Origin of the sequence: Escherichia sp. HH091_1A (genome assembly GCF_030295175.1) — a bacterium.
In the GTDB taxonomy this organism is placed as follows: Bacteria; Pseudomonadota; Gammaproteobacteria; order Enterobacterales; family Enterobacteriaceae; genus Escherichia; species Escherichia coli_F.
The window spans coordinates 24,525-40,633 of record NZ_AP025748.1 but is presented as its reverse complement, the minus strand read 5'-3'; the positions used below and the strand labels follow the sequence as shown (position 1 = coordinate 40,633).

Genomic DNA, 16,109 nt, shown 5'->3' with positions numbered 1-16,109 from the left:
GGTTTCCTGGAGAGTGTTTTATCTGTGAACTCAGGCTGCCAGATCATTGTTTCCGATGGAAGCATAATAAGCTTTTTCTGCTTCTGCCGGAGGAGTATGGCCCAGCCTTCCCAGCAATCGTCGATTGTTATACCAGTCCACCCACGTTAGTGTGGCCAGTTCCACTTCTGCACGGTTTTTCCAGCTCTTACGGTGTATTACCTCCGCTTTGTAAAGACCATTGATGCTCTCAGCCATCGCGTTGTCATACGAGTCGCCTGTACTCCCTGTTGATGCCAGTAATCCGGCTTCTTTTAGTCGCTCCGTATAGGCCAGTGACACATACTGAGAGCCTTTATCGCTGTGATGGATGGTGCCAGACGGACGACGGGCCCACAACGCCTGCTCCAGCGCATCCAGCACGAATGTCGTTTCCATAGACGATGAGACCCGCCACCCCACGATGTATCCGGCAAACACATCAATGATAAACGCCACATAGACGAAGCCCTGCCATGTGCTGACGTAAGTAAAATCAGCCACCCACAGCTGGTCAGGACGTTCTGCCACGAACTGACGGTTTACGCGGTCACCTGTGGCAACGGTTTTCCGGCTGACGGTAGTGCGGACCTTTTTACCCCGGAGAACACCGGCAAGTCCCATAACCGCCATGAGGCGCGCCACTGTACATCTGGCCACCCTGATTCCTTCCCGTAACAACTGACGCCAGACTTTACGCACACCGTACACCTGATGATTTTCATCGTATACGCGCTGTATCTCTCTCTTCAGCCAGTCATCGTGCTGCGCACGGGCACTGCGTTTATCCGGATGATGTCGCTGTTGCTGACAATGGTAATACGTTGACGGGGCAATATGCAGTTCGCTGCATACCGGTCCGACCCCGTACTGCTCACGCAGCTTATCCAGCAGTGGCATCATTTTTTCCAGAGGCGGTCGAACTCCGCCTTCGCAAAATAAGCGGAAGCCTGGCGAAGGATATCGTTACTGCGGCGCAGTTCACGATTTTCACGTTCCAGCTCTTTCAGACGCTGACGTTCAGCGCTGGTGAGCCCACCATCACCGCCCCCGGTATCCCGCTCATGCTGGCGAACCCAGACACGCAGAGTCTCCGGCGTACAGCCAATCTTTGGGGCAATGGAACAAATTGCCGCCCACTGTGAGTCATATTCATCCTGACTTTCCAGAACCATACGAATCGCCCGCTGACGGACTTCGGGGGAAAAACGAGTATTTTTAGTCATCCTGTTTACCTCTTTCTCAGGGAGTTTAGTCTCCAGGATTTCCGGGGCGGTTCACATCTGGCTACAGACTTGTATATCAAGTCATTGATGAGAAAGTCGTTTTACTCGTTATTGCCGTTGGAAGAAGAGAAAGCAGCGAAGTCTATCAGATCGCAGATTTGCGCTAAGATTAATTATCAAATGATTGACTCTTTTCTGTCAGAACGAGAGCATAAACATTTGCAACACCTGCAAATGTAGGTTAATAAAAACCAGAAAGGTAAACTGGTTCCTTTTCATCCATAGCTTAAAGTGGGTGGGAGGTTAAAAATGCAAAACTACGCTAAATCTGTAACCACAGAGATCTTACGTCAACTTGAACGACAGGAATTTAAATCCCGAAAAGATTAAAAAAACACCCCAAAATGGATGGTTATTCAACACAGCCAGAACGTAAAGTAATAAGTATTGTCAGCGCCAGTGATATAAGACGGTCAACGGTCAAACATCGTGGCGTTGACAGTATAACCAATTTAATTGCTGGCATTGATTGATTCAGGGTATCGATGGCGATTTTTCGCTCCATTTCCCCAAAATGGAGCCTGTACATAGATTTGTGTAATTGCCTGATTTTGATATGTTCAATTCAACATCAAATGAAGGTTAAATTATGGATGACAAACAATTGCAGGCTCTGGCTAACGAACTGGCCAAAAATCTCAAAACCCCTGAAGATCTCAGTCAGTTCGATCGCCTGCTCAAGAAAATCAGTGTTGAGGCTGCTCTCAACGCTGAACTGACTCACCATCTGGGACATGAAAAAAATCAGCCCAAATCGGGAACCAATTCCCGATTTGGCTATTCCACGAAAACCGTCACCACTACCGACGGGCCGATGGAATTACGTACCCCACGTGATCGTGATGGTTCCTTCGAACCACAACTGGTGAAGAAAAATCAGACCCGCATTACCGGCATGGACAACCAGATCCTGGCGCTGTATGCCAGAGGGATGACTACCCGCGAAATTACCTCAGTCTTCAAAGAAATGTACGATGCAGACGTCTCTCCGGCGCTGATATCGAAAGTCACCGATGCCGTAATCGACCAGGTTGTTGAATGGCAAAACCGTCCTCTGGATGCGATTTATCCCATTGTTTATCTTGACTGTATTGTCATGAAAGTACGGCAGGACCGCCGGGTTATCAACAAAGCGGTGTTCATGGCTCTGGGTATTAACCTTGATGGTCAGAAAGAGCTGCCAGGTATGTGGCTGGCCGAAAATGAAGGTGCAAAGTTCTGGCTGAATGTACTGACGGAACTGAAAAATCGCGGCCTGAACGATATCCTTATCGCCTGCGTGGACGGTCTGAAAGGCTTCCCGGAAGCGATTAATGCCGTCTACCCGGAGATGCAGATCCAGTTGTGCATAGTACACATGGTACGCAACAGCCTGCGGTTCGTGGCGTGGAAAGACTATAAAGCGGTAACCCGTGACCTGAAACAGGTTTACCGCGCAGCCACGGAAGAAGGCGCGTTGCAGGCGCTGGATGCGTTCGGGAAGGAATGGGATGCACGATACCCGCAGATAAGCCGCAGCTGGCGGGCAAACTGGCCGATGTTGCCACCTTCTTCGTGTACCCGGAGGCGATCCGCAAGATTATCTACATCACTAACGCAATCGAATCGCTGAATAGCGTCATCAGACATGCGATAAAGAAACGGAAAGTGTTCCTCTGACGCCGCCACAGCGCCATCTGCAGGGCATCGCAGGCCAGTTGCGCCGTCATGCGTGGCGACATTGACCAGCCAATAACGGCACATGACCACAGGTCAATGACCACTGCCAGATACAGCCAGCCTTCATCTGTTCGTAAGTACGTGATGTCTCCCGCCCGCTTCTGGTTCGGACCACTGGCGTAAAAATCCTGCTCCAGCAGATTTTCTGACACAGGCAGGCCATGTGCGCGGTAACTGACCGAGCTGAACTTCCGGGAGGCCTTTGCCCTCAGCCCCTGACGGCGCAGGCTTGCCGCCACGGTTTTTACGTTAAAGTGGTAACCCTGAACACGCAGTTCATCCGTCAGGCGTGGTGCACCGTAACGCTGTTTTGACCGTGTAAAAGCCGCGAGGACAACGCTGTCGCAGTGCTGACGGAACTGCTGACGAGGGCTTATCCTTGTCCGCCGTTGGCAACACGTATACCAGCCGCTGCGGGCCACCCGGAGCACGCGGCACATAGCCTTGATGCTGAACTCAGCCTGATGTTTTTCAATAAAGACATACTTCATTTCAGGCGCTTCGCGAAGCATGCCGCGGCCTTTTGGAGGATAGCCAGTTCCTCTGCCTGCTCCGCCAGTTGCCGCTTCAGGCGGGCATTTTCAGCGGCCAGTTCACTTTCACGTTCAGACGAGGTCATCTGTTGCTGCAGTTTTCTGCGCCACGCATAGAGCTGAGATTCATACAGGCTGAGTTCACGGGCTGCGGCAGCAACACCGATGCGTTCAGCAAGTTTCAGGGCTTCACTGCGAAATTCAGGCGAATGCTGTTTACGGGGTTTTTTACTGGTTGAGACTGTTTTTGTCATGTGAGTCACCTCTGACTGAGAGTTTACTCACTTAGCCGCGTGTCCACTATTGCTGGGTAAGATCAATGCAGTGGAGTAGAAAGGGCGCGCATTATTTGTTACAGACCAGAACTGCAGTCCTGAATAACGAACTACAGGACAAATTCGCCAGTTGGTATCCCGGTTGTACGATAGACGCTCAGAGTAGGGGGACGTTATCCGCGATGGCAGCATAGCTACTGCCCCAGGATTTTTCATGCTCTCCTATAACAATCGACGATTGCTGGAAAGGCTGGGCCATGTCTCTCCATCATAAGCAGAAAAAACTTATTTCGATTTCATAGGAAGATGATCTGGCTGCCTGAGTAGTTTACAGACAAAACACTTTCAAGGAAACACTGTGCGGTTCAGATAATTTCCTTTTTTAGCCAATAATGCACAACCTGTTATTGTGTGCATTATTGGCTAAAAAAGATGTTGATTTTTCATTAGACTATACCATAATTTATTTATGGTTTTTGTATGAATTTCTGCCGCATGTATGCGAAGCGATATGAGGAAATAAGTTCATGGAGGAAGCGACAAATAGCTATATAGTTGAGAGAACAATAGAAGTTGCGCTTAAATTCCTATGTTTATGAGAAGTGTGGTCTGAGCATTTTTGAGTGCAGTTTTATTTTCTTAGACTTGTTAAAAAGCGGTTCATTGTATGTACATCGTGGATAATAGTGGAGGCCTGAGAGCCGGAAGCTATCGCAATATCCATAACGACGTCTTTATTAGTCTGCACCATGATTCAAGGCTGCCCTGCCTGAAAGGAAGGGTAGATCGCCACCTTGGATTTTGGTTATCCGGGCTAACTGGATGTCGGGCGCTACCATGGTGATAATGTTCATGTAGATGTACGGGCTGATTATCGCGGAGGCCTTAAAACTGATTGGTAAATTGCTTGGTATAATCGAGGATTTTATTTTTTGTGCGTAGTGGTGTGGCCTTTGTGGTTACTTATAAGTAACTAAGAGAAGGATTGTATATGCAGAATAAAAGAAAATATAAGAGCTATTGTTCATATTTTTCCGTCGAGCCGTAGTCACGATATACTAATCTTTTTAATAGTGCCACTGGCGTAGTTGGTAAAATTGACTCCTTTATATTAGGGATAATATACTTTTTCCCTTTTAAAATGGAAGAAAATGATGTTTTTCTTGAGAATGAAGTTAAGCACCAAAACATGAAAAATAAACAATGTTTCGGTGTGAGAGCTTCCGATAAGACACCTCTGTGCTTTTTAAAACCAGGAGATGTTTTATATATCTTTGCTCATGGAAATACATCTGTTATAGGGACAGGATCAGCGAGTGGGCCAACATTGAGTCCTGGGACGTTAGCAACTCAATTAATACAACGACGTTTACCAAAAAGTTTTAAAGATATAAGGATTTTATCTTGCAATTCTGGCATACATTCAAAAACTCCCGCTTTCGCACTACGTCTAAAAGAGATTATGTATGGATATGGTTATCACGATTTAGTCGTTACGGGATACTTGGGTGAAGTAGATGTGTCGAGAGATTGGAGATTAAAAAATCATAACGAAGATATGGATTTTTACTCTTCAAAGAAAAAAGGAATACTACCTATAAGTAGTATATTAACTGAGTCTCAAAAGGCATTTTGTGGATCAGATTTAAAGTTTTCTCTTTCTGATTTTAAAGTGCGATATTAAAATAACACCTTGATATTGCAAGGCTGTGAATTTTTAGTTTTTTTGAGCACTTTAGTAAAGTTCATTCGATGCAGTTTGACAATCAGTGCTTTGGTCGGTTTATATAAGCCTCCCGAAGTGAGAAAAGGTGGTTTCCATTATCTGGCTGATGGTGTCCTGTTGAGTCTGCAACAATGCCCGTAGTCAGATATTCTCATGAATAAGTGAGATATCTCCCGGCTTTTACAAGGTGGTGTATACAGATTTCAGAATATACTGTTCTTTTAGATTAATAATTTCATCTTCAAAAGATGAGTAAACAAAATAATTAAAGTTATTTAATATATGATGATTTTAGTTAACATAATTAACATTTAAATAAATTAAATAAGAAAATATACGTCGCATATTGTATTTATAACGTTAGTTGTTATTAATACACTAATAATAATTATCTGTTTTTATTCGATATTTTCATGTTTGGGAATATTAGTGCGGTAGCTATGGCATTTAGTTGATATGTATATGACACACTAACACTACTACAGGATAGATAAAGTGAGTAATACACAACACAAACTTGATAAATCCCGCCCCCCTAGAGTACAGATAACCTACGATGTTGAAACTGGAGATGCCGAAACAGCGAAAGAGTTACCCCTTGTTATTGGGGTTTTAGGAGAGTACTCTTCATCAGACAAGCCATTGAGAGAACGAAAGTTTATTTGTATAGACAAAGACAATTTTGATGAAGTTATGACATCAATGAGTCCGAAGGCTCATTTTATGGTTAATAGTGTTATCCCGGGTAATGAAGGGAAACTGGATGTCGAGCTTACGTTTAAGTGCAAAGAAGATTTTTCTCCTGATCATGTGATTCAACAAGTCGAGTGTCTTAAAAAATTATCTGAATTGAGGTCTCACCTTTGTGACCTCCGTAACAGGGCTGCAAGTAATGAAAAATTGAAAGAAAAACTTCAGGAATTACTGGTAAATACTCAAAATAATCCTGAAAATGATGAAGGTAAGGAATAAACATGACAATTACATCAACATTAGGGCAGAATGAAACACAGTATGCTACAGATGATTGTCTAGAAGAAATTATAAATAATACCAGAGCTGTAAGACAAGATTCTGAAAAAACTAGATTTAAATTACAGGTTAATAATTTCCTTGCTGAAGTTGCCAGTGGTTCTTTAGTCATTAACAGTGATTTAATCGGTAGTATTGAAAAGCGAATCACTGATATTGATAAGTTGATGTCTGAGCAGCTTAGTTTGATTATGCATGCAAGTGAGTTTCAAAAAATAGAGTCAGCGTGGACAGGGCTTTATAAGCTGGTTCATACCAGCGTAACTGAAAATGTAAAATATACAGTGTTACACTGTACTAAAAAAGAGTTACTCAAAGATTTTAAATCATCCTCAGATTTCGACCAGTCTGTATTATTTAAAAATATTTATGAAAGCGAGTATGGAACCTTCGGGGGAACACCATATTCTGCTTTTGTGGGGGACTTCTATTTCGATAATACACCTCAGGATATTGATTTGCTGGAGCATATTTCCCATGTGGCTGCCAGCGCTCATGCTCCGTTTTTGAGTTCTATTGCTCCTGGGATGCTATCCATGAATTCTTTTAGCGAACTACCCTACCCGCGTGATCTGGCAAAATTATTTGAAACAACAGATTATGCCCGGTGGCGTAGTTTCAGGCAGACAGAAGACAGTCGTTATGTGGGACTAACTTTGCCACAGTCCTTGGGACGTATCCCATATGGCATGAAGACTGTACCTGCTGAGACGTTTAATTTTGAAGAGCACATTAGTGAAGACAACTCAGGAAAAGACTATCTGTGGGTAAATACAGCTTTTGAACTTGCCTGTCGGATAGTTGATGCTTTTGAGGAGTATGGCTGGTGTGCAGCAATTCGTGGTGTGGAAGGTGGTGGTTTGGTGAAATCATTACCGGCCTATAATTATGTATCCCATACGGGTGAGAGACTATTACAATGCCCGACTGAGGTTGCTATCTCAGACCGAAGGGAAAAAGAACTGTCAGATCTCGGATTCATTCCACTGGTTTACTGTAAAGGCACTGATTTTGCAGCATTTTTTGCCGTTCAATCGGTGAACAAACCACGGCTATACAATACTGATCAGGCTAATGCAAATGCAAAATTATCCAGCCAACTTCAGTATATATTAGCAACGTCACGATTCGCACATTATCTGAAAGTTATTGTTCGTGATAAAGTTGGAAGTTTTATGTCAAAGACAGAATGTCAGACATATCTGCAAAACTGGATCATGCAATATGTTGTGGCATCAGATAACGCCGGACAGGAAACAAAGGCACGTTATCCATTACGTGAAGCATCCATAGATGTTGTTGAAATTCCTGGCAGTCCTGGTTCATATCGTGCAATTGCATGGATTAAACCTCATTTTCAGCTTGAGGGATTAAGTATGTCATTACGTCTTGTTGCTGACTTGCCATCAAGTGTAAGTTAAGATTTTATTATAGGAGGAGTTATGACTACTGCTTTTAGTAGTGCGGTAAACAAAGTGTTTGTCAAAGTAACAATTGATAACAAAATAATAAAGGGGGATTCAAAAGTCAATAACTGTAATGATTACTTTGATGCATATTGCTCTAGCGCATTTCGCGCTTTTGCTGGTATTGATGGTGCTGTTTTTGATATCTGTACCATGACTCTTAAAGTTAATAAACAAACACAAGATCTGATAGAGCATTTTTTTAAAAGAGGAGAGAAATTAGTTACAATAGAGGTTCTACGCAGAGAGTCCAATAAATCTGGTAGTGAATATTCATCCTTTAAAGTTACTTATGACGGTTGCCGCTTACATGATATATTGTTAGCGCATGATAATGATACTGATCTAATTCTTGAGTTGTCATTTACCCCAGAAGATTCAGTCTCAATAGAGATGAATATTCCATCGTCTGATGGTAAAACTACGGAAAAGTTAGGGCCAATAAAGTATAGTTTACAGAAACAGATACTTATATAAAAATACTGAATGCATTCGTTTCTTCAGTTTTTACGTGATGATAATCCGGGCTCATCGGAAGATCTTCTGAATTTCGTTATTTCAGATGATCTTAAGTATGAGCTTGGAATGTTATTTTCATCACGGCCTTTGTATCATGAGACAGATGACCTGCCTTTTGTTAATAGCTCTGTCCTGAACTATGGCATAAAAGCATCAGTATATGGTGTATCAGCCAGTGAGCATAGTGATACTGTTAATAGTGAAATTTCCTCAAGAATATTGATAACGCTTCAGCGTTATGAATCCAGGCTGGGGAATCCTGTTGTTGAACACCTTTTTAGTGATGATAATTATTCTTTTTTTTCAGTTACCGCCCTGTTTTTTATGGACAGCGTAAAATTCTGCATTAAATGGGATAAACACTCAGGAGAGTTTTCACTGGATGAATAAACTATTATCTTACTATCAGAAAGAACTTTTTTTCTTAAAAAAGCATGGGAATGAGTTTGCAAAAAAATATCCAAAGATAGCTAGACGTCTTGGATATAATCAGGGGGTGTCTGAAGATCCACATATTCAGAGATTAACAGAGTCTTTTGCTTTTTTAAGTTCAAGAATTCATCAGAGGTTAGACGAGGATTTACCTGAGTTAATGGAGGCATTGCTTAGGAATCTTGCTCCCCAATTTTTGTACCACTACCCTTCATCATGTATTGTTTCATTTGAACCAGATAAGAATTCCAGTGGAATAACATCCATGTATGAAGTTCCGGTTGGTACTTCGATATATTTTAAGCATAAATCTAAAACTACCTGCCAGTTTCGGACGGTATATCCTCTGACAATAGTCCCGGCAACAGTTAATGAAGCAAAAATTTACTATGATAATTTATCTTCCTTATGGAGAATTGAATTAAACTTAAAGGTTTTTGACGGGGCTAAATTTTCTCTCGATTTTGTCAGGTTTTATCTGAATGGTCCGTCAACGGTTACGGGCATAATATATACATTACTCTGTGATGAAGTTGATAATATTATTTTACAGAAAAATAATGATGTATTATACGGTGTCAAAACTAATGTGTTCGGTGCCGGGTTTAATGAGGGGGAAGTAACATTACCACGAACAGGAAATGTTTCGTACATACATAATCTTACGCTGGACTATTTTTCATTTGCTGAAAGATTCAACTTTATTGATATAAAATTTGACTCTGAAATTGAGTTATGCTCGGGGGATTCTGTTAGGATTCACATAACATTGAAAAATAGTGCTGGAAAGTATGAAATAGATAAAATAGAGAAAAATGTTTCCGAAGAACTATTTAGAGTAAACTGTTCCCCCGTTGTTAATCTCTTCGAAAAAAAATCAGAACCGTTACGATTATCGGACGGTCAGGATGAGTATCAGGTTAATCCGGATTTATATTCCCGTGATGAAATTTTAATTTGGGATATAAATAAAGTAATATTGCACAGATATGAAAATGATTTAGTCAGGCAGATTCCATTAAAAAATTTATTTGGACTTGAACATTCTTTCATTAAACAATCATTAAATATATTTTGGCACAGTTCATATTACCGCATGCCTTCTGAAAGAAGTAACTATGAAGAAAATGTATATATTCGTCTGAGTGATGATGGTGGAGTTCAGGCACGTATTATGAATGGGGATGTCCTTTCAATTGATGTGATGTGTACGAATGGTAATATTCCATCATCAATGAATATTGGTGCTCCTGATGGTGATTTTGATTGTGATATCGATATTGCTAATCTGAGAATAACAGCACTAAACCGTCCATCAAGAATGTTGCCTGCTATGGCCTTAAAAGGCATGAACTGGAGAATTATTTCTCAGTTATCTCTTAATTTTGTTTTGCTCAGTGGTACTGATGGAGCAATGAAACTGAGAGAAATGCTGTCAATATATAATTATAATAACAATCGCTCAATATCAATTTATATTGAATGGATTAAAGAACTACAAATCACACCAGTTTCATCCCGTTTATCTGGTATATATCCGCCTGTATCCGCTCGTGGAATTGATATTAAAGTTATTCTTTCAAAGGATGCATATATGCACCCTGAATGTTTCCTGTTTTGTTCTTTTCTTGATCACTTTCTTGGACTCCATGCTCCTGTAAATAGCTTTACTCGTATGATTACAGTATTTGAGCATGATGAGAACACTCGTCGCATATGGCCGATGAGAGCAGGGAAATTAACATGGCTTTGATTAATAACAGAAGTAAATTCAGTTTTTTCAATAAAGTTCGTGTGTTATTGAAAAAATTTCTAAAGCCAGATGAAAGTATTGATGATGTTATTGATGAACATTTCAGATTTACATCCAGTCTGTCTTTAGATTCACCTGATGGCCAGATAGAGAATCTGTATCATGATGAGAAGGATGGAAAGTATCATCTCTCATTATTCCATAATGGATTGACCGGAGCTGCAGGGGTTCTTCCTGTAGCATATACAGAATGGCTGATTGAAAGAAAATTACGTTATAACGACGATGCTCCTAAAGCGTTTATGAATATGTTTGATCACAGGATGTATTGCCTTTCCTATCTAGCATGGCAAAAAATGCATCTGTCAGGAGATGAAAATAGAAGAGATAATAATGTACTTAACAATATACTTTTATCTTTAGGCGGAGTCACTCCTCAGACAATTAGTATGACAGGCCTGGCATATACTGCATTCTATGCTCAATCTGTTAGAACTCTGTCCGGACTTGAACAGTTACTCTCATCAATATATCAAATCCGAGTGTCCATAAATCCTTTTCGTGGTACTTTTGAAAATACAGAACCCAATGAACAGGGTATTTTGGGGAATTGCCAGTACACTCTGGGTGAAGGTCCTGTTATCGGGAATGTTCGTTGGGTGGTTGATTCACATTTTGATGTTGTATTGGGCCCCATAGACTATAAAAAAGCAATGGAATTTATGCCAGGACGGGATTTTAACTATTTTATTAGTCAGCAAATAAAATCATATGTAGGTGATGCACTTAAGTTTAAAATATATGTAATGGTTTGTTCCAGTAATCATGATAATCAAATGAATATAAACAATAAACTTGGATTTAATATTTCAATCGGTTCTGGAGTAAAAAACCATAAAGAACGGTGCTTTTGTATATTATGGTGAGTATATTATGGATAAAGTTATATCTGTAGATGACGATTATTATAAATTCCAGAACAAACATTTTATTAGGTTGTATGGTTGTAATGTATCCTTATATCCACTTGAAATTAAGGGTAATGAGTCACTATCTGACATCTATAGCTATGAAATAAAATGTTTAAGTAAAGCTGACTATAAGTCTCTGGAGCTGTTACACGGTATGCATATGTGTTGTGAGATAGGAGAACAATGCAATCCGTTACCTTCACGATTCATTCATGGTGTGGTCACAAAAGTAATATATAATTATGATAGCAGCATGAAGCATACATGTATTATCATATTACAGCCAGAGATTGCCAAGTTAGAAACTAGTAAAAGAACAAGGATATGGTCAAATATAACACCATCTGATATTGTAACCACAATTTTAAAAGACAGTTTGTTTAATCCGCCACACATCATATTATATAAAGAACAGAGTTTGATAGAGTATAAGATTCAGTACCAGGAGTCTGATCTGGATTTTATTAACAGGGTTTTGTCTGATGCTGGAATTTACTACTTCTTTGTTCATAAGAAAGACAAACATATTATGACATTAGCAGATGATCCAGCATCTCATCCTAACGCATCCTATGATAAACTGGAGCTCTTACCTGGTGAAAATCTTAGGGAGTCGCATCAGGGATACATCACTGAATGGTCTGTCACAGAAAATCTTAAATGCCCTGCTGTGATATTTTCAGGTTATAATGAGAGTAATGTTAATGAAATCACTATAAAATCAGAAAGTAAAGTGAATGATGTTAAATCCAGCAATGTGATTTATGAATGTATTATTCCTGAGAAAAAACGTGAGTTGATACAAAAACGTGCCGCAACTATGATGGCATCATGTGATGGTGAAATTAAAACTTGGTCTGGAAAAACAAATTCATGGTGGTTGTCATGTGGTGAACGTTTTTGTCTGAATAAAAATCATTACAGAATTACTTCATTATATCTTAATGCATTAAACAATGATGCTGAGGATACTGGATATTGTAATTGTGAATTTCGTGCTTCGGATAATAAAAATTCGCTTAGTTTTAAAGGAGAATTAAATTCCCCGGTTATTCCAGGTGTCTTACTTGCCAGAGTGGTTGGTCCTGGCTCTGAAGAATATTATACAGATAAATTAGGGCGTGTAAAAATTAGATTTCTCTGGGGGGAAATGTCCACGTCAGGTACAGAGGAAAGCTCCTGTTGGGTCCGTGTATCTCAGGCATGGTCCGGGGATGGTTTCGGTAGTCAGTTTATTCCTCGTATTGGCAGTGAGGTTCTGGTTAGTTTTATACAGGGTAATCCTGACTATCCAATTGTTGTTGGAACAGTGTATAATGGTCAGAATAAACCGCCTTTTTCTCTGCCTGAGAATAATTGTAAGTCTGGATTTGTTACCCGTAGTGTTAAGAATGGAAAAAAGGGAGAGGGTCATCAACTTGTTTTTGATGATAAAGAAAATGAGGAAAAAACCATATTAACTTCTTCTGGTGATTACCACCTGACAGTAAAGAAGGATATGATCAGCAATATTAATAACTCAATGTCATTAACTGTTGCAAAAGGTCGTAATTCTGAAATAAAAAAAGGGAATGATAAGCTTATTCTTAAAGAAGGCAACTTGCATAATGATGTGCATGGAAATATTGATATAAAGGTGTCAGATGGAGATTATAGCCTTAATGTGACTGGGGGCGGTGGTAGTTTTATTACTGATGAAAATCTTATATTTGAATCAACCCAATCAATAAAAATAAAAGTGGGGGCAAATGAGATAACTATATCCACATCAGGGATAAGTATAAAAGCCGCAAAAATTACCATTGAAGGGCAAGCGTCTGCAGAGGTTAAAGCAGCCACACTTAAACTTGAAGGTCAGGCTATTTCTGAAGTAAAAGGCACTATGTTGACGCTTCAGGGATCTGCAATAACGCAGATAAAAGGAGGAATAGTGAATATTGGATAAAGGATTTCATATGACAGATTCTAAAAACAACTCTGCTCTGGAGTTTAATAAGATTGTTGAGCAAATGCTGCTAAAAGGAAAATGGCAGGATGCACTTAATTTCTGGATAGAGAATACAGATTCGTTAACATTAATTAAATGGCTGGCGCAATTTATCTCTCAGTCATCTTCTGAAGAAGACTCAGTGCTTTTACAATCCATTGTAAAATGGAAGGAAGGAGATGAAGAACAACGGTGGGAAATATTTAAAAACGCCGAGTCTGCAGGATTTTCTACTCAGTCAGGAGCCCTAGGGTTATCGTTATTTATATCACAAGGAAGTTTGAGTCCGACTTCATATCCACCAGTCCATGCACCGTCATGTTCAGAAAAAAAAATTATTTATGGAATATTAATGAATCAATCGTGTAAATGTTATGATACACCTGTCGAAGGGATTGTTTTTCTTTTTCAGCATTGGTGTAATAGTTAATCTTGGGAGTTGTATATGCCTCAGCCAGCAGCAAGAGTTACTGATATGCATGTATGTCCTATGATGACGCCTGGTTTACCACCTGTTCCCCATGTCGGTGGACCTCTGTTGCCGCCAGGCTCTCCGTCTGTACTCATTGGTGGATTACCTGCAGCTACATTGGGGACTCAGGCACTTTGTACCGGACCAGTGGATGCCGTTATTATGGGAAGTTTTAAAGTTTTTATATGCGGCAAACCGGCAGCACGAATGGGTGATATCTGTGCTCATGGGGGGACAATTGTCAGCGGATGTCCTCAGGTATTAATGGGATAAATAATGAATAAGTTTGAGACGGATACATTACTGCTTCCTGTTATAGGAGAATCGCCGGCAGGTGATGATATTGAGTATGATCCTGTGTATAGCGAAATACGGGCAGCAAGGCAAAATGATCCTGACTACATGTCCCAGGGAGAATGGGCTGTCAGTGAACCTCGTAGGGCTGACTGGAGAAAAGTAAGAAAATTATGTGAGGTTACTTTACGCAATAAGAGTAAAGATCTACAGATTAGTTGTTGGTATGTGGAGTCCTTGACGCATTTGTATGCTCTGGAAGGGATGAGTTGCGGACTGGAATATCTTGCTAAATTTATTTCTCAGTACTGGACTATATGCTGGCCATCCCAGGAAGAAGGGCAGGAAATTCGTTACAGTAAACTAGTTCGTCTTGATATTGATTTGTCAGAGTATTTGAAAGCATATCCTCTTCTTGATGATAAAGAAATTACTCTGTCTAAATGGTATAAGGCGCTGTCGTTTGAGCATAGTGCGAGCTTATTAGAAGATGGAAAGGAAAAATTAATAGAAAGAGAAGGTGATCACTCTGTTGAATCGTTCAAAAAATCTGTAGGTAAATATAATGCACGCAAGATTAGTGAGCAACTTCTTAAATTTTCTGATTTACCTGACAAAATTGATGAGATTGAATCTTTTTACTTTTTTCATACTCATGAAGATATACATAATATTTTCTCTAAAACCAGACATGCCATTAGTGAAATAATCGATTTATTGAGCCGTTTTTTACCACAAGAAGTACAAGATAACAAATCAGCAGCACAATTTTCAGTTGAACTAGAGAATATGGAGACAAAGAAAGTGTTTCCGGAGGAACAAAAGGAATTTGATACTGTATTAACAAACTCAATAGATAAAGAGATGTCAAGGGAGAAAGCTATAGAACAACTAAAAAAAATATCTGTTTTTTTCAGGCAATCTGAACCCACTAGTCCTGTACCTTATCTTCTTGAAAGAGCAGTACGTTGGTCAACAATGACTATGTCAGAATGGCTTGAGGAACTACTTAAAGATAATGAATCTATGGAACAAATAAATCGTATTTTAAAAGGGTAAAAAATTAATGACTAGTAAGTATCTGTTACTAATAGCTATAGCATTACCTTTTTTTATTAGTTCTTGCTCTGATAAGTATTCTGAGCAGGAAAAAATGCAGGTTATTAATAATGTCGATACTCCATTTGGTGCAGGCTTGATTACTTTTCAGATATCACCCGATACACAATTAAACTCACTTAACGATATATCCAATAGCTGTACTTTATTATTCTTACAGGCCTCAGGTAAAAAAACATTACAGGACTTAATGAATAATCCAGTGTTAATTAAACAGTTTTTCAGTGGGGCTGGTAAAATTGATGGTATTCTTAAAGTTGATAAATATGTGGCAATGCCAGGTCAGGAGACAACACTACATATAGATCGGAGTGAAGGTGCTAAATATGTAGGTATTATTGCCGGATACTATCCCTTTCCTGGAAAACAGCATATGGTTCTTTTAGATATCCCTGTTAATGTTATTGAGGATGGGTGGTGGAACAAATCATTACATGCGTCACTATCTCCTCTTTTTAAAAAGATATCTATGGGTAAAGAAAGTATCAGTATAAAATAATTGTACAG

13 protein-coding genes, 4 pseudogenes and 1 other annotated feature are annotated in these 16,109 nt (G+C 39.9%); of the genes and pseudogenes, 15 read left to right on the top strand and 2 right to left on the bottom strand.

The genetic code is table 11. The features are described 5' to 3' along the window. Nucleotides 1-30: 30 nt before the first annotated feature. A protein-coding gene (locus QUF14_RS27360) for an IS3 family transposase (RefSeq protein ID WP_371829233.1) occupies nucleotides 31-1,244 on the bottom strand; the annotation gives its coding sequence in 2 pieces (ribosomal slippage) (nucleotides 31-956 and nucleotides 956-1,244; 1,215 coding nt in all). Continuing rightward, nucleotides 847-963 (bottom strand) — a sequence feature (AL1L pseudoknot). (Overlaps the previous gene by 117 nt.) Nucleotides 1,245-1,297: 53 nt before the next feature. On the opposite strand from QUF14_RS27360, the pseudogene QUF14_RS27355 reads away from it, so the two are divergent. Together QUF14_RS27355 and QUF14_RS27350 are read left to right on the top strand one after the other, a co-directional pair. Then, nucleotides 1,298-1,411, top strand: a pseudogene (locus QUF14_RS27355) (type II toxin-antitoxin system RelE family toxin); the annotation flags it as partial. 482 nt (nucleotides 1,412-1,893) lie between these two features. Further along, nucleotides 1,894-2,957, top strand: a pseudogene (locus QUF14_RS27350) (IS256 family transposase); the annotation flags it as partial. Here the strand turns inward: QUF14_RS27350 and QUF14_RS27345 are convergent. After that, nucleotides 2,957-3,810 (bottom strand): annotated as a pseudogene (locus tag QUF14_RS27345) (IS3 family transposase); the annotation flags it as partial. The pseudogenes QUF14_RS27350 and QUF14_RS27345 overlap by 1 nt on opposite strands. Before the next feature lie 59 nt (nucleotides 3,811-3,869). Between QUF14_RS27345 and QUF14_RS27340 the strand changes: the two are divergent. The 13 genes and pseudogenes from QUF14_RS27340 to QUF14_RS27280 form a co-directional block, all read left to right on the top strand. Then, nucleotides 3,870-4,025 (top strand): annotated as a pseudogene (locus QUF14_RS27340) (ISKra4 family transposase); the annotation flags it as partial. A 947-nt stretch (nucleotides 4,026-4,972) separates the two neighbouring features. Next, a complete protein-coding gene (locus QUF14_RS27335) occupies nucleotides 4,973-5,515 on the top strand; it encodes a hypothetical protein (RefSeq protein WP_001364059.1) in 543 nt (180 codons plus the stop codon). 537 nt (nucleotides 5,516-6,052) lie between these two features. Next, a complete protein-coding gene (tssB, locus tag QUF14_RS27330; protein WP_000072548.1) occupies nucleotides 6,053-6,529 on the top strand; it encodes a type VI secretion system contractile sheath small subunit in 477 nt (158 codons plus the stop codon). 2 nt (nucleotides 6,530-6,531) lie between these two features. Continuing rightward, a complete protein-coding gene (gene tssC, locus QUF14_RS27325; protein ID WP_000156834.1) occupies nucleotides 6,532-8,010 on the top strand; it encodes a type VI secretion system contractile sheath large subunit in 1,479 nt (492 codons plus the stop codon). A gap of 21 nt (nucleotides 8,011-8,031) precedes the next feature. Beyond that, nucleotides 8,032-8,532, top strand: coding sequence for a type VI secretion protein (locus tag QUF14_RS27320; RefSeq protein WP_286333574.1), 501 nt, complete (start codon nucleotides 8,032-8,034; stop codon nucleotides 8,530-8,532). A gap of 9 nt (nucleotides 8,533-8,541) precedes the next feature. Beyond that, nucleotides 8,542-8,964 carry a hypothetical protein gene (locus tag QUF14_RS27315; protein WP_000555551.1) on the top strand — a complete coding sequence of 141 codons (423 nt, stop codon included), beginning with the start codon at nucleotides 8,542-8,544 and terminating at the stop codon, nucleotides 8,962-8,964. Continuing rightward, nucleotides 8,957-10,759: a type VI secretion system baseplate subunit TssF gene (gene tssF / locus QUF14_RS27310; RefSeq protein ID WP_001037841.1), complete on the top strand. Its 1,803-nt coding sequence runs from the start codon at nucleotides 8,957-8,959 to the stop codon at nucleotides 10,757-10,759. Before QUF14_RS27315 ends, tssF begins: the two co-directional genes overlap by 8 nt. Continuing rightward, a complete protein-coding gene (tssG, locus tag QUF14_RS27305; protein WP_001173972.1) occupies nucleotides 10,750-11,685 on the top strand; it encodes a type VI secretion system baseplate subunit TssG in 936 nt (311 codons plus the stop codon). Before tssF ends, tssG begins: the two co-directional genes overlap by 10 nt. Nucleotides 11,686-11,692: 7 nt before the next feature. Next, nucleotides 11,693-13,675, top strand: coding sequence for a type VI secretion system Vgr family protein (locus QUF14_RS27300; RefSeq protein WP_000361984.1), 1,983 nt, complete (start codon nucleotides 11,693-11,695; stop codon nucleotides 13,673-13,675). Between the two features lie 10 nt (nucleotides 13,676-13,685). Then, nucleotides 13,686-14,147 (top strand): DUF6931 family protein, encoded by a 462-nt coding sequence (locus QUF14_RS27295; RefSeq protein ID WP_000132334.1) that lies wholly within the window; start codon nucleotides 13,686-13,688, stop codon nucleotides 14,145-14,147. A gap of 15 nt (nucleotides 14,148-14,162) precedes the next feature. Then, nucleotides 14,163-14,462, top strand: coding sequence for a PAAR domain-containing protein (locus QUF14_RS27290; RefSeq protein WP_032194046.1), 300 nt, complete (start codon nucleotides 14,163-14,165; stop codon nucleotides 14,460-14,462). 3 nt (nucleotides 14,463-14,465) lie between these two features. Beyond that, a complete protein-coding gene (gene tssA, locus QUF14_RS27285) occupies nucleotides 14,466-15,542 on the top strand; it encodes a type VI secretion system protein TssA (protein WP_040091076.1) in 1,077 nt (358 codons plus the stop codon). 7 nt (nucleotides 15,543-15,549) lie between these two features. Continuing rightward, the gene (locus QUF14_RS27280) at nucleotides 15,550-16,101 is read left to right on the top strand and encodes a type VI secretion lipoprotein TssJ (protein WP_000202244.1); all 552 of its coding nucleotides are present in this window, start codon (nucleotides 15,550-15,552) and stop codon (nucleotides 16,099-16,101) included. The last annotated feature ends 8 nt before the right edge of the window (nucleotides 16,102-16,109 follow it).